The 15,905-nt window shown below is 60.7% G+C and carries 18 protein-coding genes; 8 read left to right on the top strand and 10 right to left on the bottom strand.

Features of this window, described 5'->3' with window-relative positions; all coding sequences use genetic code 11:
• The first annotated feature begins 73 nt into the window (after positions 1-73).
• Positions 74-790: an autoinducer binding domain-containing protein gene (locus CKW25_RS16540; protein ID WP_095080690.1), complete on the top strand. Its 717-nt coding sequence runs from the start codon at positions 74-76 to the stop codon at positions 788-790.
• Positions 791-994: 204 nt separating this feature from the next.
• The gene (locus CKW25_RS16535; protein WP_095080689.1) at positions 995-2,119 is read left to right on the top strand and encodes a class I SAM-dependent methyltransferase; all 1,125 of its coding nucleotides are present in this window, start codon (positions 995-997) and stop codon (positions 2,117-2,119) included.
• 84 nt (positions 2,120-2,203) lie between these two features.
• On the opposite strand, the gene CKW25_RS16530 is transcribed toward CKW25_RS16535, so the two are convergent.
• From CKW25_RS16530 to CKW25_RS16510, 5 genes are all read right to left on the bottom strand, one after another.
• Positions 2,204-2,371 carry a DUF2474 domain-containing protein gene (locus tag CKW25_RS16530; protein WP_095080684.1) on the bottom strand — a complete coding sequence of 56 codons (168 nt, stop codon included), beginning with the start codon at positions 2,369-2,371 and terminating at the stop codon, positions 2,204-2,206.
• Between the two features lie 68 nt (positions 2,372-2,439).
• On the bottom strand, positions 2,440-3,447 hold the full coding sequence (gene cydB / locus CKW25_RS16525) for a cytochrome d ubiquinol oxidase subunit II (protein ID WP_095080683.1): 1,008 nt from the start codon (positions 3,445-3,447) through the stop codon (positions 2,440-2,442).
• A 3-nt stretch (positions 3,448-3,450) separates the two neighbouring features.
• A complete protein-coding gene (locus CKW25_RS16520; protein ID WP_095080682.1) occupies positions 3,451-4,890 on the bottom strand; it encodes a cytochrome ubiquinol oxidase subunit I in 1,440 nt (479 codons plus the stop codon).
• A 379-nt stretch (positions 4,891-5,269) separates the two neighbouring features.
• Positions 5,270-5,821 (bottom strand): DJ-1 family glyoxalase III, encoded by a 552-nt coding sequence (locus CKW25_RS16515; protein ID WP_095080881.1) that lies wholly within the window; start codon positions 5,819-5,821, stop codon positions 5,270-5,272.
• An 81-nt stretch (positions 5,822-5,902) separates the two neighbouring features.
• The gene (locus tag CKW25_RS16510; RefSeq protein WP_095080681.1) at positions 5,903-6,361 is read right to left on the bottom strand and encodes a DUF4879 domain-containing protein; all 459 of its coding nucleotides are present in this window, start codon (positions 6,359-6,361) and stop codon (positions 5,903-5,905) included.
• A 215-nt stretch (positions 6,362-6,576) separates the two neighbouring features.
• On the opposite strand from CKW25_RS16510, the gene CKW25_RS16505 reads away from it, so the two are divergent.
• Both CKW25_RS16505 and trmA read left to right on the top strand, forming a co-directional pair.
• Positions 6,577-7,872, top strand: coding sequence for an NCS2 family permease (locus CKW25_RS16505; RefSeq protein ID WP_095080679.1), 1,296 nt, complete (start codon positions 6,577-6,579; stop codon positions 7,870-7,872).
• Positions 7,869-8,948, top strand: coding sequence for a tRNA (uridine(54)-C5)-methyltransferase TrmA (trmA, locus tag CKW25_RS16500; RefSeq protein WP_095080678.1), 1,080 nt, complete (start codon positions 7,869-7,871; stop codon positions 8,946-8,948). The genes CKW25_RS16505 and trmA overlap by 4 nt, the downstream gene beginning before the upstream one ends.
• Positions 8,949-9,002: 54 nt before the next feature.
• On the opposite strand, the gene CKW25_RS16495 is transcribed toward trmA, so the two are convergent.
• Together CKW25_RS16495 and CKW25_RS16490 are read right to left on the bottom strand one after the other, a co-directional pair.
• The gene (locus CKW25_RS16495) at positions 9,003-9,446 is read right to left on the bottom strand and encodes a DUF2442 domain-containing protein (RefSeq protein WP_095080677.1); all 444 of its coding nucleotides are present in this window, start codon (positions 9,444-9,446) and stop codon (positions 9,003-9,005) included.
• Entirely contained in the window at positions 9,443-9,871 is a 429-nt protein-coding gene (locus CKW25_RS16490; protein ID WP_095080676.1) for a DUF4160 domain-containing protein, read from the bottom strand. The genes CKW25_RS16495 and CKW25_RS16490 overlap by 4 nt, the downstream gene beginning before the upstream one ends.
• A gap of 327 nt (positions 9,872-10,198) precedes the next feature.
• Between CKW25_RS16490 and aroQ the strand changes: the two genes are divergently transcribed.
• Both aroQ and CKW25_RS16480 read left to right on the top strand, forming a co-directional pair.
• Positions 10,199-10,639, top strand: a complete 441-nt coding sequence (aroQ, locus tag CKW25_RS16485) for a type II 3-dehydroquinate dehydratase (RefSeq protein WP_095080675.1) — start codon at positions 10,199-10,201, stop codon at positions 10,637-10,639.
• Between the two features lie 5 nt (positions 10,640-10,644).
• Positions 10,645-11,499: a shikimate dehydrogenase gene (locus CKW25_RS16480; protein WP_095080674.1), complete on the top strand. Its 855-nt coding sequence runs from the start codon at positions 10,645-10,647 to the stop codon at positions 11,497-11,499.
• A 48-nt stretch (positions 11,500-11,547) separates the two neighbouring features.
• Here CKW25_RS16480 and CKW25_RS16475 read toward each other — a convergent pair whose 3' ends face one another.
• Positions 11,548-12,225: a TetR family transcriptional regulator gene (locus tag CKW25_RS16475; protein ID WP_095080673.1), complete on the bottom strand. Its 678-nt coding sequence runs from the start codon at positions 12,223-12,225 to the stop codon at positions 11,548-11,550.
• Positions 12,226-12,483: 258 nt separating this feature from the next.
• On the opposite strand from CKW25_RS16475, the gene CKW25_RS16470 reads away from it, so the two are divergent.
• Both CKW25_RS16470 and CKW25_RS16465 read left to right on the top strand, forming a co-directional pair.
• Entirely contained in the window at positions 12,484-13,338 is an 855-nt protein-coding gene (locus CKW25_RS16470; RefSeq protein ID WP_095080672.1) for a neutral zinc metallopeptidase, read from the top strand.
• Positions 13,339-13,449: 111 nt separating this feature from the next.
• Positions 13,450-14,343 (top strand): neutral zinc metallopeptidase, encoded by an 894-nt coding sequence (locus tag CKW25_RS16465; RefSeq protein WP_095080671.1) that lies wholly within the window; start codon positions 13,450-13,452, stop codon positions 14,341-14,343.
• A 92-nt stretch (positions 14,344-14,435) separates the two neighbouring features.
• Here the strand turns inward: CKW25_RS16465 and CKW25_RS16460 are convergent, their stop codons facing one another.
• On the bottom strand, positions 14,436-15,029 hold the full coding sequence (locus CKW25_RS16460; RefSeq protein ID WP_095080670.1) for an HAD family hydrolase: 594 nt from the start codon (positions 15,027-15,029) through the stop codon (positions 14,436-14,438).
• Positions 15,026-15,895 (bottom strand): acyl-CoA thioesterase II, encoded by an 870-nt coding sequence (gene tesB, locus CKW25_RS16455; protein WP_095080668.1) that lies wholly within the window; start codon positions 15,893-15,895, stop codon positions 15,026-15,028. Before tesB ends, CKW25_RS16460 begins: the two co-directional genes overlap by 4 nt.
• Positions 15,896-15,905: the final 10 nt, after the last annotated feature.

Raw genomic sequence — 15,905 nt, 5'->3', positions numbered from 1 at the left:
TGTCCTACACTCACGGCTTGCCGACAATTGGACGCCATCGGCACATATGAAGCGGACACACGGAGTGTAATCAATGGAGATCTGGATAGAAGCGCAGCTCAAGCAATTGACCAGCGCATCAAGCATCGAATCAGCCTACAAGGCCGCACTCAATTTCTTCAACAATCTTGGTTACGAATACTGCTGTTTTTCAATGACTTCTTGCAGCCTGAGTCATCGTTCAGCCGCTATAAACCTCAACAATTACCCACATGAATGGAACACCCAATACAAACAGAACAACTACTGTTCGATCGACCCGACAGTCACCCATTGCAGCCACTCGATGCTGCCCATTCTCTGGGACCGTGCGACGTTTGCGAAAACCCCTGACCTCTGGCGGGCACTGCAGGATCAAGGCTTGCGCTACGGCTGGTCACAGCCTGTGCATGATCTGAACAGCCAGAGCATCGGAATGCTCAGCATGGCTCGCAGTCATCGTAGGCTGAGCGTTTACGAACTCTACGAACACCTCGGCTACGCGACCTTCATCAGCCAAAAACTCTATGCCCTGGCCATCGACAAACTGTCAGGCAGTCACGCCGACAGCGAGACTCAGGTGTATCTGTCGCCACGAGAAATTGAAGTCCTGAAGTGGTCGGCTGACGGCAAGACCGCCTCGGAAGTCGCCATCATTCTCTGCCTGACTGAACGAACGGTGCACTACCACGTCAACAGCGCGATCAAGAAACTGGGGGTGAACAACAAGATCTCCGCCGTGGTACGAGCCACCAGACATCATATGATCTAAGCCGTTCCGCCCCCCCGACCATTGACGGACACGCAGTGCCGTAGAAAAACCTGCGAGTAATCCTGAAGAAAAAAACGTACCATTTGCCCCCCGACTGAGTGATACCTCCGAAGCCACGCATGGCTGCCCGCTCAGTCGGTCCCGCCAGCCTTTCACCCAGGCACAGCGGCGGGACACCCGTTGATTACCCAGAGCCCCCGCCCCATGCCCCTGCTTGAAACGCCCTTCGCCCAACTCGACCTGATTCGCCAGCCGGAACAGCAAAACGAACCGCTGCAAGCCTTCGACGCGGCTGACGAATACTTGCTCAACCACCTGGCCGAGCAGCAACCTGCCGCCAACACCCGGGTTCTGGTGCTCAACGACAGTTTTGGGGCACTGGCGGCGAGCCTGGTCGGCAAGGTTTCACTGACCACCAGCGGCGACTCGTTCCTGGCCGCCCAGGCCCTGGAAAAGAACCTGGTACGCAATGACCAGCCCTTTGATGCCGTCTCGCTGTTACCGGCCAGCGCGCCACTGGTCGGGCCATTCGACCGGGCCCTGATCCGGGTTCCCAAGACCCTTGCCCTGCTGGAAGAGCAACTGATTCGCCTGCAAGGGCAACTGGCCCCCGGCGCCCAGGTGGTGGCCGCCGCCATGGTCAAGCACCTGCCAAGGGCGGCGGGAGACCTGCTGGAACGCTACATCGGTCCGATGCAGGCCTCCCTTGCCGTGAAGAAAGCGCGCTTGCTGATTGCTACCCCGCAGGCCAGGCCCGTTGTGCCTTCGCCGTACCCGACGCGCTACACCCTCGACGAACCCGCCATCGAACTGCTCAACCATGCCAACGTGTTCTGTCGCGAAGGCCTGGACATCGGTACGCGGGCGTTTCTCCCCCATTTGCCGAAAAACCTTGGCACCGCGCGAGTCGCCGACCTGGGGTGCGGCAACGGTGTACTGGCCATCGCCAGCGCCCTGCACAATCCGCAAGCCCAATACACGCTAGTGGACGAGTCGTTCATGGCCGTGCAGTCCGCCGCACAAAACTGGCAGGCCGCCCTGGGTGACCGCGAAGTGATCGTGCGGGCGGGCGATGGCCTGGCGGGGCAAGAGCCGCAATCGCTGGACGTGGTGCTGTGCAATCCGCCATTCCACCAGCAACAGGTGGTGGGTGATTTCCTGGCCTGGCGTATGTTTCAGCAGGCTCGCGAAGCCTTGGTGGTCGGGGGCGCGCTGTACATCGTCGGCAATCGGCACCTGGGTTATCACAGCAAGCTGGCGCGGTTGTTCCGCGGCGTCGAACAAGTCGCGGCCACCCCGAAATTCGTGATCCTCAAGGCCCGAAAATAACGCCTGGCATCCAGGCAAAAAAAACCCTCCAATGGAGGGTTATAAATCCGTGCCGTTAGGCAACGGGATGGGATGTTCGGGTGTTCAGTGAGTGCTCAGGCCTGCGGCATTCATGAACAGGCGCATGAGGCTTGCCACGACAAACAACGCAAGCACACTGCCCGTCCAGATCATTGCCAGCCAACCGAGCCGCTGCCAGAGCGGCTTCTTTTCCGCCTGTTCGATTTCCTGCAAAGAATGCTTGTTGGCCATAACCGTGCGCCTCGTGTTGAGCGTTCCTGGTGGGCGCTGGCAAGCCAACGCCTACAGCGTGTGCGTGACTAGTGGTAACCGTCTTCGTGGGTCACCTTGCCGCGGAACACGTAGTAGCTCCAGAAGGTGTAGCCCAGGATAAACGGAATGATGAACAACGTGCCGACCAGCATGAACCCCTGGCTTTGTGGCGGCGCGGCGGCGTCCCAGATCGAAATCGACGGTGGCACGATGTTCGGCCACAGGCTGATGCCCAGGCCGCTGTAGCCAAGGAAGATCAGCACCAGGGTCAGCAGGAACGGCGTGTAGTGGGCATTGCGGGCCACGGCGCGCAGTAATCCGTACAGGGTGACCAGCACCAGGATCGGCACCGGCAGGAACCAGAACAGGTTAGGCAAGGTGAACCAGCGCGCGGCGATCTCGGCATGGGTCAGCGGGGTCCAGATGCTGACGACCCCGATCACCGCCAGCAGCACCAGCGCCAGTGGTCGCGCCAGGTCATGCATCTGCTCCTGCAACTTGCCTTCGGTCTTCATGATCAGCCAGGTACATCCCAGCAGTGCATACGCCACCACCAACGCCACGCCACAGAACAGCGTGAACGGCGTCAGCCAGTCCAGCGTGCCGCCGGCGAACTGCCGATCAACCACCGGGAAACCGTCGATGAATGCACCGAGGGCCACGCCCTGGAAGAAGGTCGCGGTGATCGAGCCACCGATAAATGCCTTGTCCCAGAGATGGCGCTTGTCGTCCTTGGCCTTGAAGCGGAACTCGAAGGCCACGCCCCGGAAAATCAGCCCGACCAGCATCAGGATCAGCGGCAGGTACAACGCCGACAGCACCACCGAATACGCCAGCGGGAAAGCCCCGAACAAGGCCGCCCCGCCCAGCACCAGCCAGGTTTCATTACCGTCCCAGACCGGCGCCACAGTGTTCATCATCACGTCTCGGTCGCTCTTGCCCTTGATGAACGGGAAGAGAATCCCGATCCCCAGGTCGAAGCCGTCCATGACCACGTACATCATGATGCCGAAGATGATGATCACGGCCCAGATCAGCGGAAGATCAATACCCATGACTCAATTCCCCTTGTTCAGGCTGTCGCCGTGGTCACTTTCAGCACCGCCATCGGCAGCGGAAAGCGGACGGGCCGGTGTGCGATGCTGACCGGGGCCACCGTGGCTCGGTTCGGCACCTTCGTTGAGCTTCGGACCTTTGCGCACCAGGCGCATCATGTAGCCCAGCCCTGCACCAAACAGCGAGAAATACACCACGACAAACAGCGCCAGGGTGATGCTCATTTGCACCACACTATGGTTGGACGAGCCATCGGCGGTGCGCATCAACCCGTACACCACCCACGGCTGACGACCGATTTCCGTGGTGAACCAGCCCGCAAGAATCGCAATCAGGCCCGAAGGTCCCATCCACAAGGTCAGGTACAGGAACGCGCGGTTGGAATACAGCGTGTCGCGCTTGCGCAGCCACAAGCTCCAGAGGCCGGTGAAAATCATCAGCATGCCCAGCCCGACCATGATCCGGAACGACCAGAATACAATGGTCGAGTTCGGCCGGTCTTCCGGCGGGAACTCCTTGAGCGCCGGGACCTGTTTGTCCAGCGAGTGGGTCAGGATCAGGCTGCCCAGGTACGGAATCTCGACCGCGTACTTGGTTCTCTCTTCCTTCATGTCCGGCCAGCCGAACAGGATCAGCGGGGTCGCTTCGTTGCCATGGTTTTCCCAGTGGCCTTCGATCGCCGCGATTTTCGCGGGCTGGTGCTTGAGGGTGTTGAGCCCGTGGAAGTCACCGATCACCGCCTGGATCGGCGCGACGATCAAGGCCATCCACATGGCCATCGAGAGCATGGTACGGATCGCCGGGTTATCACGGCCGCGCAACAGGTGCCAGGCGGCTGACGAGCCGACGAAGAACGCCGTCGCCACAAAGGCTGCCGTGGCCATGTGCATCAGGCGATAAGGGAACGAGGGGTTGAAAATCACCGCGATCCAGTCCACCGGAATGACCTGGCCGTTGACGATTTCGTAACCCTGCGGGGTTTGCATCCAGCTGTTGGAAGCCAGGATCCAGAAGGTCGAGATCAGCGTGCCGATGGCGACCATGACCGTGGCGAAGAAGTGCAGCTTGCGCCCCACCTTGTTCCAGCCGAACAGCATGACGCCCAGGAAACCGGCCTCCAGGAAGAAGGCCGTGAGCACTTCATAGGTCAGCAAGGGGCCGGTGACGGAACCGGCGAAGTCAGAGAAGCGACTCCAGTTGGTGCCAAACTGATAGGCCATGACCAGCCCCGAGACCACTCCCATGCCGAAGTTGACGGCAAAGATCTTCGACCAGAAGTGGTACAGGTCACGGTAGGTGTTGTTGTGGGTTTTCAGCCATAGACCTTCGAGCACCGCCAGGTAACTCGCCAGGCCGATGGTGATCGCCGGGAACAGGATGTGGAATGAAATGGTGAACGCGAACTGAATTCGGGCGAGATCAAGTGCCTCCAAACCGAACATAAGTCTTCCTCTGTCAGGTATTACGGCTGCAGACACCTGGCCTGCACCCACCGCCCCCACGGATATGGAATGTGGCGAATTCAAATTCGTTCTTTTTATGTACGCATCACAACGCAGGGAGTCTGGCCATCTGGCCGTCAGAACAATTCCGCCAAGGGCTTTGATCTGGATCAAGTAACGATGAAAGAGTAGTCCCATTTTCGCGGCTGGCGTGTGTGGTCTTTTGACGCGTGACAGGTTGCCTCAGTGCCGTCTTTTCGACGACAAACGGGCTTCAGGTCGATCACCGCAACCATTAGTTACAACTTGATGATCGCCTCGGTGCCCTCCCGTTCGAATCCGCCAGCCAATGCCCGCCCCAGAGCCCCAACGGTATCGGTCAAGCCAGCAAGTCCCCTGCCACCTTCGCCCTGACACTCTTGCCGCACACCTGCTCGACCAGCATCAAGGCAAACGCCAGGGCCGCGCTTGAACCCTGGGCCGTGATGCAGTTGCCATCGACCACCACCGGTTGATCAATGAAGGTACAGCCGGACAACTGCTGGCTGACGGAGGGGAGACAGGTCATGCGCCGCTGCCTCAGTACGCCAAAGGCCTGCAAAGCCAATGCAGGCGACTCGGCAATCGCGGCGAACCAGCGCCCGGCGGCGGACTGGTCCTGGAGCAGTTGTAGCAAGGGTTGATGGGCCGCCAGGTGCTGGGCACCCACGGCACCGCCGGGCAGGACAATCAGGTCGAACGGTTGTGCCAGCACATCCACCAACATTGCGTCGGCGGTCAGGCGAGTACCTCGGGCACAGGTCAGCATGCGCCGTGCCTCGATGCTGGCCACCACCACTTCGACTTTCGCCCGGCGCAACACATCAATCAGGGTGACGGTTTGCAGGTCGTCGATGCCTTCGGCAAGGGTAATCAGGGCTCTAAAGGTCATGATCTGCATCCACAGGGTGATCTTTAAAGCGTAGTCAGCTTTGTCGACCGCTGTTCGGTCAATGTCCTGACCCGCTGCTCCCTATTTGATGTACAGCTGGGTCGACAGGCTCTGGCCCGGGGCATTGATCGAGGTATTGCGGAAGGTGAACGTACCTCGCTGCTTGCCAGCCAGGTCAAAAATGTACAGGTAGCCGACGATCTTGCTGACCATGCCGGAGCACTCGGTCAGGTTGCCATTATCGTAGGCACACACCCGGGTACGTACGCCGTCGATGTCAGCGCCATCCAGCCCGGCCTGGGGCGAGCGACCATACCCGACTTCCAGTACATACAGCTTGATGTTGGGCCCCTGGTGATCGCACTTCGTCTGCGCCTGCCCCTCGGCAATGTCTTCAAGGCCACAGGACTGCGACTGGACCTTGAGCACCTTGATTTCGGTCAGCGGTGGTGCCGACGCCGCCGTGGCGGCTTGTGTTCCCAGCAACAAGGCGCCAAACACACCAAATACCCGAACGACCTTGCTCTTGATAGACGACATAACCACTCCCGAAGCCAGCGCGCAGTATGCCCCACTCCCCCTGACGGCAAAACTTCGACGACGAGCGCTGCCATTAAGCAGCCATTGCCCCACGCTGCTGGTATGATGCGCGGCTTTTTCCGACCGACACAAAATTTTCAGGCGCCTTGAGTGGCCTGTGCTTTGCTGTTCAGGTCGATACATTCACGGCGCAAGACGCGCCACGGGGAGCAGAGATGCTGGAAAGGCTGTTTCAACTCAAGGCACACAACACCAACGTGCGTACCGAGATTCTTGCCGGTATCACGACCTTCCTGGCCATGGCCTACATCCTGTTCGTCAACCCGAGCATTCTCGGCGAGACCGGCATGGACAAGGGCGCGGTGTTTGTCGCGACCTGCCTGGCAGCCGCCATCGGCTCCACGGTCATGGGCCTGATCGCCAACTACCCGATTGCGCTGGCACCGGGCATGGGGCTGAACGCGTTCTTCACCTACACCGTCGTGCTGCACATGGGCCACACCTGGCAAGTGGCATTGGGGGCGGTGTTCATTTCCGCGGTGCTGTTCTTCCTGTTGTCGATCTTCCGCATCCGTGAATGGATCATCAACAGCATCCCGCTGCCACTGCGCTCGGCGATTGCCGCCGGTATCGGCCTGTTCCTGGCCCTGATCGCCCTGCACAACGCCGGCATCGTGGTCAGCAACCCGGCCACCATGGTTGGCCTGGGTGACCTGAAGCAACCGGCACCGATCCTGGCGACCCTGGGCTTTGCCATGATCGTCGCCCTTGAGGCACTGAAAGTGCGCGGCGCGGTGCTGATCGGCATCCTGACCGTCACCATCGCCTCCATTGCCCTGGGCTTCACCCCGTTCGGTGGCGTGATGTCGATGCCGCCTTCGCTGGCGCCGACCTTCCTGCAACTGGACATCATGGGCGCACTGGACATTGGCCTTGTCAGCGTAATTTTCGCCTTCCTGTTCGTCGACCTGTTCGATAACTCCGGCACCCTGATCGGTGTCGCCAAGCGCGCCGGCCTGATGGGCAAGGACGGCCACATGCCGAAAATGGGCCGTGCACTGATCGCCGACAGTACCGCCGCCATGGCCGGTTCCCTGCTGGGCACATCGACCACCACCAGTTACATCGAATCGGCAGCGGGTGTCAGCGCCGGCGGCCGTACCGGCCTGACGGCCATCGTGGTTGCCATCCTGTTCCTGCTGGCCCTGTTCTTTGCCCCACTGGCCAGCAGCGTGCCAGCCTTCGCCACGGCACCGGCCCTGCTGTTCGTCGCCGTACTGATGACCTCGGGCCTGGCGGAAATAGACTGGGACGACATTACCGTTGCCGCACCGGTGGTCATTACCGCCCTGGCGATGCCGTTCACCTACTCCATTGCCAACGGCATTGCGTTCGGCTTTATCTCCTGGACCGCGATCAAGCTGCTCTCCGGCCGTGGCCGTGAGCTGAACTCGGCACTGGTGATTCTGTCGATTCTGTTTGTGATCAAGTTGGGTTGGTTCAACGCATGACATTCGATTCCCAGGCCTACGCCGCTCAGCTCCAGGACAAGGTCACGCGTTTGCGTGACCTGCTGGCGCCATTCGATGCACCAGAACCTGCAGTGTTCGACTCGCCGCTGGCCAACTTTCGCCTGCGTGCCGAGTTCCGCCTGTGGCGCGAAGCCGGCGAGCGGCACTACGCGATGTTTTCCCAGGAAGACAAACGCACGCCGATCCTGATCGAAGCGTTCCCGATCGCCAGCCTGCGCATCAACGAGTTGATGCCGCAGCTCAAGGCCGCCTGGCAAGCCAGCGCGGCCCTGAGCCACAAGCTGTTCCAGGTGGAGTTCCTGACCACCCTGGCGGGCGACGCGATGATCACCCTGTGTTATCACCGCCCGCTGGACGAGCACTGGCACGCGGCGGCCAGCAAACTGGCCACGGACCTCAACGTCAGCGTGATCGGTCGCTCCAAGGGCAAGCGCGAAGTGATCGGCCATGATTACGTGGTGGAACAACTGGAAGTCGGCGGTCGCACCTTCAGCTATCGCCAACCGGAAGGTGCGTTCACCCAACCGAACGGCACGGTGAACCAGAAGATGCTCAACTGGGCGTACGATGCCTTGGGCCCGCGCGCTGATGATTTGCTGGAGCTGTACTGCGGCAATGGCAACTTCACCCTGCCCCTGGCCACCCGCGTGCGCAAGGTACTGGCCACCGAAATCAGCAAGACCTCGGTGAATGCCGCGCTCAGCAACCTCAGCGAAAACGCTGTGGATAACGTCACGCTGGTACGTTTGTCTGCCGAGGAGCTGACCGAAGCCCTGAATGAAGTGCGACCGTTCCGTCGCCTCCACGGCATTGACCTGAAGAGCTACGCGTTCGGCAGCGTGTTCGTCGACCCGCCGCGCGCTGGCATGGACCCGGACACCTGCGAGCTGACCCGACGCTTCGAGAACATCCTGTACATCTCGTGCAACCCGGAAACGTTGGCCGCCAACATCGCCCAATTGCACGACACTCACCGCATCACCCGCTGTGCAATATTCGATCAGTTCCCATGGACCCACCACATGGAATCCGGGGTCTTGCTGACCCGCCGCTGATTGAGTTTGCCCCTCACAAAACAGCCGTCTTGATGACGGCTTTTTTGTCGGTGATCACAATGCACTATCGACTTTTCGCGGGCGACCGCCCTTCCTGCCGTTGGCGCGGGCAGCCTGAGCCTTGGCGACACTGCTCTGGCGACCGTTGCGGCTTGCAATCGCCGTGGCCGCCAGGTCCATCAACGGTTTGCTTGCCAGGATCATCCCGACAATGGATATCTGCAGGTCCCTGCCTTCATGGCAGAGCGCAGCACCTGCAAAACCCACCTTCAATTGCTCAAAATCAGTGGCATCAAAGCCATCGAACTCCGGGTAGTTCTTCACGGGCAACAACACCGCGCTGCCATCCGTGAAGCCAATCGACAGACTCACCCCGTCGACACTCACCGCAATGGCGTTCACCCCGCTACGATGCGTCACACCCCGCTCAATGGCATCATCCAGAGCGGCCTCTGTCAGCGGCCGATCGGGTTGGGTCTTTGCCTGTATCGTTCTCATAGTGCTATCTCCACACATTCAGGTGCGCCTATCAGCTGCATCAAGGTTTTATTGTCCTTGACCGCATAATGAGCCGTAGCAATCCGGTAAATCACGCTGGTGTCCCTGTTCATCAGCACCACCTCATTCGCCTGCCAATCCCATAACTGATTGCCCAGGCAGGTTGTTTGCAACTTCAGCCACCAGATGCTCCGGGCACGGCGCAAGTGCGCGGGCTGCTTGAGTGCCAGTCGTAGCCCCTCCAGGACCGCCAATGGTGGACGGCGTGATAGTGGAATGACATCCCACAACTCCACGCCGTCATGCCAAAAGCAGAAGATGAATCGTGCACTCCATGTACCCGCGTCGACATGCACGTGCGGTGGACAGTGCTCGTCACGCAACATGATCACCAGCGAAAGCCCTTTGTAGCTGCATACTTTCATGCTAACCCATCCGTTAGGTTGTTGAGGTCGGGAGACCTGACATTCCATTGAGAATCCGACGGTCGGCCATCGGCAACTGCCTCTCAGGCTAGTTCTGGAAAACACCGGACACCTGCCATTTACCGAGGTAATGGGTAAGAAATCCTTTCTTTACCCACCCGCCAACAGCCAACACCGCAGCGACCTGTCCGATCAGCGAACACATATTGCGAGCGAACAAGTCCTACCGCTGAACGTCAATTGTAAAAATTAACCAAACGGTACATTTTATCTCCACAGGCCGGTCCACCACTGACCGATGCCAACAATAACAATGGAGATACCCCCATGCCCCCGATCATCCTGGTGCTGAACGGCCCTAACCTGAACCTGCTCGGCACTCGTGAGCCGGCGACTTATGGTCACGAAACCCTGGCCGATATCTCGGCCCTGTGTGGTCGCGCCGCCGAGGAGTTCGGCCTGAAAGTGGAGTTTCGCCAGACCAACCATGAAGGCGAGTTGCTGGACTGGATTCACTCGGCCCGTGGTCGTTGCGCCGGGATCGTGATCAACCCGGCCGCCTGGACGCACACCTCGGTGGCGATCCGCGATGCCCTGATCGCCAGCGAGCTACCGGTGATCGAAGTGCATTTGTCCAACGTCCATGCGCGAGAGCCCTTTCGTCATCACTCTTTTGTTTCCGCCATTGCGACCGCCGTGCTGTGCGGGTTTGGCAGCCACGGCTATCGTCTGGCACTGGAGCACTTCAGTCAGCGCTTGCAGGGGTAATCGACATGACACAGAACACAGGCGTACTCGCCGGGCTGATAGGCGCCGGCATCCAGGCCTCCCGAACGCCCGCGCTGCACGAGCACGAAGGCGATGCCCAGGGCATGCGCTACGTCTATCGGTTGATCGACCTCGATCAGTTGCACCTCGACAGCTCGGCCCTGCCGGATCTGCTGATGGCCGCTGAGCGCATGAACTTCACTGGTTTGAACATCACGTTTCCGTGCAAGCAAGCCATCATCCCGCTGCTCGACGAACTCTCGCCCGAAGCCCAGGGCATCGGAGCGGTGAACACCGTGGTGCTCAAGGATGGCAAGCGTATCGGCCACAACACCGACTGCCTGGGGTTTGCCGAAGGTTTTCGCCGGGGCCTGGAAGGCGTGGCTCGCGAGCGCGTGGTGCAAATGGGGGCTGGTGGCGCCGGGGCCGCAGTGGCTCATGCCCTGCTGAGTGAAGGCGTCCGCCAGCTGAGTATTTTCGACGTGGACCAAGATCGCGCGCGCAGCCTGGCGCAAAACCTCAATCAACATTTCGGCAGGGACCGGGCCTGCGCCGGTCATGACCTGCCAAGCGCAATGGCACAAGCCGATGGCCTGGTGAACACCACCCCAATGGGCATGGCCAAGCTGCCTGGCATGCCGGTGCCGGCGGCACTGTTGCGCACGCCCTTGTGGGTCGCGGAGATTGTTTACTTTCCACTGGAAACGGAACTGCTACGCACCGCCCGCAGCCTGGGGTGCCGGACACTCGATGGCGGCAACATGGCGGTATTTCAAGCAGTGAAGGCCTTTGAGTTGTTCAGCGGCGTCGTGCCGGACACGCAGCGCATGCTCGCGCACTTTCACGGTATGACGGGGTAAACCCCAGCGCAGGCAAGCATGGCGAGGGGACCAGCCCCTCGCCACGGGTCAGGCCTGCAAATAGCGCAGGACCGATTCGCAGATCATTTCCCGATGACGCTGCTTGATGGCTTCATTGGGCAGGTCGACCTGGAAAAGCTCGCCGAAGGTATGGCGGTTCGATACCCGGTAGAAACAGAACGAACTGATCAGCAAGTGAACGTCCAACGCATTCAACCCGCTGCGAAACACGCCCTCTTCAGCACCGCGACGCAAAATCACGCCCAGCGAATCGAGGATAGTGGTGTTCATCGCCTTGATCACCTGGGACTGCTTCACGTACTCGGCGTTGTGAATGTTCTCGATGCAGACGATGCGCACAAAGTCGACATTGCGGTCATGGTGATCGAAGGTGAACTCCACCAGCCGCCGGATCGCGTCGCGCGGGGCAAGCTCGGCCAGGTGCAGGCGGCTTTCGGTGCGGCGGATATCGCCGTACAGCTTCTCCAGCACTTCAACGTAGAGCTGCTCCTTGCTCCCGAAGTAGTAATAGATCATGCGTTTTGAGGTGTGAATTCGCTCGGCGATGGCGTCCACGCGCGCGCCGGACAACCCCTGCTGAACGAACTCGACAATGGCTTCTTGAAGAATATTCTCGCGGGTTTTTTCCGGGTTGTTCTTGCGACTCTTGCGCGGCTCGACCACGGACAGGTCGGGCGCTACGGTGAGGTCTGTGGTCATTCTCATTCCGGGCTCATGGCCATCACTGCACAGACTGGCGATTATGGGCCGCACGATGCAGTGAAGGAAGCTCCGTCACCGCCACGTGCTGCCACGCTTACGATTTTCCTACAACTTGGCCTGGCGAGCGGCACCGCTGCGTGACTTCGCCATCGTGGGCGGCAGCATTAATGCGCTTTTACACATTTTCGCCCAAGCGATTCGCTACAACTGGTATCCATGCAGGAGGCAATGAATGCCGCTCAACCCACAAGGAACGTCAACATGCTATGGAACAAAGCCCGTCCCAGCGACAATGTGAAAGACACTCGCAAGCACACGACCAAGCGCTTCACCACCGGCAAGACACTCGGCGTCACACTCGGCGCGGCCGCATTGGCGGGTGTGTTCGCGCTGGCCCGACCGACACCACCGCTGGAAATTGACGACAGCATTGACCCACTGCCTCCCGGCACCATCACGGCATTGAACGAGGACACAGAACTGGCGTTTGTCCGGGCCGTGCTCGGGGATACCGAAGACACCTGGACGCAGGTGTTTCGCTCGCTCGAACGTCAGTACCCGGAACCCGTGCTGACCCTTTTCGAGCAGGGCGTGGCATCAGCCTGCGGGTATGCGTCCTCGGCCATCGGGCCATTCTATTGCTCGGAAAACCAGCAGCTTTATCTCGACCTGGGGTTTTTCCGGCAGATGTCACAACGGTTTTCGGTGGAAGGCGATTTGGCCCGGGCCTACGTGATTGCCCATGAAATCGGCCACCATGTGCAAATCCAGCTGGGCCTATCCCTGCCCTTTGAGGACGCACTGAAAGCAGGCCGACCCACGGCCGGCGACGATGGGCTCGAGGTCCGCTCGGAGTTGCAAGCCGATTGCCTGGCGGGGGTCTGGGCGCACCATGCGCAACAGCGCCTGAACTGGCTGGAGCCTGGCGATCTGGAAGGCGCCTTGCAGGCGGCCGCGGTGTTCGGAGACGATTACCGACGGGGGAACCAAACGGCCCGCGTGATGCCTGAGACCTTCACTCACGGCACGTCGGCACAGCGCGCTCGCTGGTTCCAGGCCGGCTTCGACGAGGGCCGGGTCGAGCAGTGCGACACCTTCAGCGCCACGCAACTGTAGCCCGGCAACGTCAACCGTCGAGTAGCATATGCCTTTCGTCTGACGACCGGACTGGCGTCGACTGCGCTCAGCATCAACACTCATCACCACGCTCAAACAGAGGATTCCCACATGCTATGGAAAAAAGGCCGCCGCAGTGACAACGTGGTCGATTCACGCGCAGAGGATGCTGGCGGTGGTGGCGGTGGGATGCGTTTTGGTGGTGGCAAGGGGTTGAGCCTGACGGCCATCCTGTTGATCGTGGGCATCGGCTGGATTACCGGGCAGGATCCGTTGCAGATTCTTGGCCAACTGGTCGGACAGATGGATCAGCAGTCGGCCCCGGCCACCACGCAAACCCGCAAGACGCCGCCGGCCAATGACGAACAGGCAGAGTTCGTGGCCCGGATCCTCGGCGACACTGAAGACACCTGGGGGCAGATCTTTCAGCAGGCCGGGCGTCAGTATGCAGCCCCCAAGTTGATGCTGTTCAGCGGCCGGGTCAACTCGGCCTGCGGTGGCGCGTCATCGGCAACCGGTCCGTTCTATTGCCCGGCCGATCAGCGGGTGTATCTGGACATGAGTTTCTTCCAGGAGATGTCTCAGCGCTTTGGCGCCGCCGGTGATTTTGCCCAGGCGTATGTCATCGCCCACGAAGTCGGTCACCACGTACAAACCCTGCTCGGCGTTTCCGCCAAGATCCAGGCGGCTCGCCAGCAGGGTCAGCGTATGGAAGGCGACGGTGGCTTGCTGGTACGCCAGGAGTTGCAGGCCGACTGCCTGGCGGGGGTCTGGGCCCACAACGCCCAACAACGGTTGAACTGGCTGGAACCCGGGGATATCGAAGAAGCCCTGAACGCCGCCAACGCCATTGGTGACGACCGCTTGCAGCAGCAAGGTCAGGGCCGCGTCGTGCCCGACTCCTTCACCCATGGATCTTCAGCTCAGCGGGTACGCTGGTTCAAGACCGGTTTCGCCCAAGGCCAGATCGGCCAATGCGACACCTTCGCCTCGAAGAGCCTCTGACGGCATACACCCAGGGCGGAGAAGCCCCTTCGCCCGATGGGTCGCCGGAGGTGTTTCGCGGGTGAACAGTGTGGTGTTGGAGGGTCTGCCCCTCAGATGAACAGCATCTGCCGCAACGCCACACAATCGGACGCATGCCAGTCCGTCAACTCGGGCCACGGATTGTCCGGCAGATTCACCAGCACCGTTCGCGTGCCCGCGGCGCGACCGCAATCCAGGTCGAAACGGTAGTCCCCCACCATCACCATCTCGCTCGGTGCGACATCCCAGGCCTCGGCCAGCTTCAGCAAGCCACCGGGATGGGGCTTTGGGGGGGCCTCGTCACGGCCTAGCACGTCCTCGACGGCAAAGCAGTCAGCCAGGCCAATCGCCTCCAGCGTGACATGGGCCAGTTCCCGCGCATTACGCGTCAGGATCCCCAGGCGATAACCGCGCCCCGCCAGCTCCCGCACCAGCTCGACCGCCCCGGGGGCCGGCTTTGAGCCCAGCGCCAGATCCCGCTCGTGTTCCAGCAACCAGGCATGCTTGGCAGCCGCCTCATCGGCCGGCAGCGCGGCGAGGTGGGTCAGGATGTCGTGGTCGGCAGGAATCGCCAGGGCCTGGCGAATCGCGGCAAAGTCATGCACGGCAACCGTCAGGGTGCCGTCCATGTCGAACACCCAGTGCTGCACGCAGGACAGGCTCATGCCCAATCCTTGCGATGACGAATCAGGCCTTCCTGGGTCACCGACGCCACGAGCTTGCCCGCGCGGTTGTACACGCTGCCACGGGAGAAACCACGCGAGTTGCCGGCCCATGGGCTGTCCATGGCATAGAGCAGCCAGTCATCGGCGCGCAGGTCGGCGTGGAACCACAGGGCGTGATCCAGGCTGGCGACCTGCATGTCTTTCTGCCAGACCGACTTGCCGTGCGGCAACATCGACGTGGTCAGCAATCCGAAGTCCGAGGCATAGGCCAGCAGATATTTGTGCAGGGCCGGCGAATCGGCCAAGGTGCCATCGGCGCGGAACCAGACATATTTGACCGGGTCGGCCGCTTGCGGGTTGTACGGGTCTTGTTCCGTGACCGGGCGTACTTCGATCGGCTTGGGGCACAACAGCTTCTCGCGCATGTGCTCCGGGATCAGGTGCGCGCGCTGCTGGGTGATTTCCAGTTCCGAGGGCAGGTTTTCCGGGCCCACCACCTGCGGCATCGCGGTCTGGTGATCGAAGCCTTCTTCGTCGTACTGGAACGATGCACTGCAGGTGAAGATCGGGTTGCCTTTCTGAATGGCGGTCACGCGGCGCGTGCTGAAACTGCCGCCATCACGCACCCGGTCCACCTGGTAGACCACCGGTAGACCGGCATCGCCCGGGCGCAGGAAATAGCCGTGCAGCGAATGCACGTGACGTGCTTCCTCGACCGTCTGACTGGCCGCGGAAAGGGACTGGCCCAGCACCTGGCCGCCGAACAGCTGACGAAACCCCAGGTCCTGGCTACGACCGCGAAACAGGTTTTCTTCGATCGGTTCCAGGGTCAGCAAGTCGACCAGATCATCCAACACATGGCTCATTCAGACTCTC

This window comes from Pseudomonas sp. Irchel s3h17, assembly GCF_900187505.1.
GTDB lineage: Bacteria > Pseudomonadota > Gammaproteobacteria > Pseudomonadales > Pseudomonadaceae > Aquipseudomonas.
Note: the sequence above shows the minus strand (reverse complement) of the source record. Positions and strands in the feature narration are given on the sequence as shown.

What these genes read in the sequence shown, in the direction of transcription:
- CKW25_RS16470 (WP_095080672.1), top strand. Translation starts at nt 12,484, where the DNA reads ATGCTATGGAACAAAGCCCGTCCCAGCGACAATGTGAAAGACACTCGC.
- tesB (WP_095080668.1), bottom strand. Translation starts at nt 15,895, where the DNA reads ATGAGCCATGTGTTGGATGATCTGGTCGACTTGCTGACCCTGGAACCG.
- CKW25_RS16510 (WP_095080681.1), bottom strand. Translation starts at nt 6,361, where the DNA reads ATGTCGTCTATCAAGAGCAAGGTCGTTCGGGTATTTGGTGTGTTTGGC.
- CKW25_RS16475 (WP_095080673.1), bottom strand. Translation starts at nt 12,225, where the DNA reads ATGAGAATGACCACAGACCTCACCGTAGCGCCCGACCTGTCCGTGGTC.
- cydB (WP_095080683.1), bottom strand. Translation starts at nt 3,447, where the DNA reads ATGGGTATTGATCTTCCGCTGATCTGGGCCGTGATCATCATCTTCGGC.
- CKW25_RS16480 (WP_095080674.1), top strand. Translation starts at nt 10,645, where the DNA reads ATGACACAGAACACAGGCGTACTCGCCGGGCTGATAGGCGCCGGCATC.
- CKW25_RS16465 (WP_095080671.1), top strand. Translation starts at nt 13,450, where the DNA reads ATGCTATGGAAAAAAGGCCGCCGCAGTGACAACGTGGTCGATTCACGC.
- aroQ (WP_095080675.1), top strand. Translation starts at nt 10,199, where the DNA reads ATGCCCCCGATCATCCTGGTGCTGAACGGCCCTAACCTGAACCTGCTC.
- CKW25_RS16540 (WP_095080690.1), top strand. Translation starts at nt 74, where the DNA reads ATGGAGATCTGGATAGAAGCGCAGCTCAAGCAATTGACCAGCGCATCA.
- CKW25_RS16460 (WP_095080670.1), bottom strand. Translation starts at nt 15,029, where the DNA reads ATGAGCCTGTCCTGCGTGCAGCACTGGGTGTTCGACATGGACGGCACC.
- CKW25_RS16520 (WP_095080682.1), bottom strand. Translation starts at nt 4,890, where the DNA reads ATGTTCGGTTTGGAGGCACTTGATCTCGCCCGAATTCAGTTCGCGTTC.
- CKW25_RS16505 (WP_095080679.1), top strand. Translation starts at nt 6,577, where the DNA reads ATGCTGGAAAGGCTGTTTCAACTCAAGGCACACAACACCAACGTGCGT.
- CKW25_RS16490 (WP_095080676.1), bottom strand. Translation starts at nt 9,871, where the DNA reads ATGAAAGTATGCAGCTACAAAGGGCTTTCGCTGGTGATCATGTTGCGT.
- CKW25_RS16495 (WP_095080677.1), bottom strand. Translation starts at nt 9,446, where the DNA reads ATGAGAACGATACAGGCAAAGACCCAACCCGATCGGCCGCTGACAGAG.
- trmA (WP_095080678.1), top strand. Translation starts at nt 7,869, where the DNA reads ATGACATTCGATTCCCAGGCCTACGCCGCTCAGCTCCAGGACAAGGTC.
- CKW25_RS16535 (WP_095080689.1), top strand. Translation starts at nt 995, where the DNA reads ATGCCCCTGCTTGAAACGCCCTTCGCCCAACTCGACCTGATTCGCCAG.
- CKW25_RS16515 (WP_095080881.1), bottom strand. Translation starts at nt 5,821, where the DNA reads ATGACCTTTAGAGCCCTGATTACCCTTGCCGAAGGCATCGACGACCTG.
- CKW25_RS16530 (WP_095080684.1), bottom strand. Translation starts at nt 2,371, where the DNA reads ATGGCCAACAAGCATTCTTTGCAGGAAATCGAACAGGCGGAAAAGAAG.